The organism is Dietzia sp. IBK-p2-16D (assembly GCF_057773085.1).
The window spans coordinates 1-432 of record NZ_JBYMTL010000080.1; the positions used below are offsets into that span (position 1 = coordinate 1).

Consider the following 432-nt stretch of genomic DNA (forward strand, 5'->3'; position numbering starts at 1 on the left):
TGCTGATGCAACGTATTGTTGACGAAGTGGTTTTTCGCCTTAAACAACGTGCGGGAAAAACACTCGTGCTGACTGTTTTTCAACTGCGAGACGCCAGCGTTCAAGAGAGCGTTCATCAGTATGCGTCATTACAAATCCGATATGTCGATCTGCCGCTGCTGCGACAACTTGCGGAGAACGAAACGTCAGATCGAGCAGCGATTCAGATACACGAAGCGTTAGCCTGGGGATTGCACATTCAATTGTCGTTGCAGCGTCATTTCCTGAACGCCATTGAATTGAAGACTCTCGCCCGTCTACCGCTAAGCTGGTGCGACGAACAAGGGCAACCGATCTACCTTCATCGTGATCGACTTTTAAGTTATGCCGATATCGCACAGTTAAGCTCGGGAATACTGGTTTTACAGCGGAAATGTTGTGTGACCGCACTGG

At 49.1% G+C, this 432-nt stretch carries 1 protein-coding gene; it reads left to right on the forward strand.

Features of this window, described 5'->3' with window-relative positions; all coding sequences use genetic code 11:
• Positions 1-432 (forward strand): microcompartment protein PduM (gene pduM, locus AC3DE3_RS17455; RefSeq protein WP_488370884.1); only part of this gene is annotated, 432 nt, incomplete at both ends.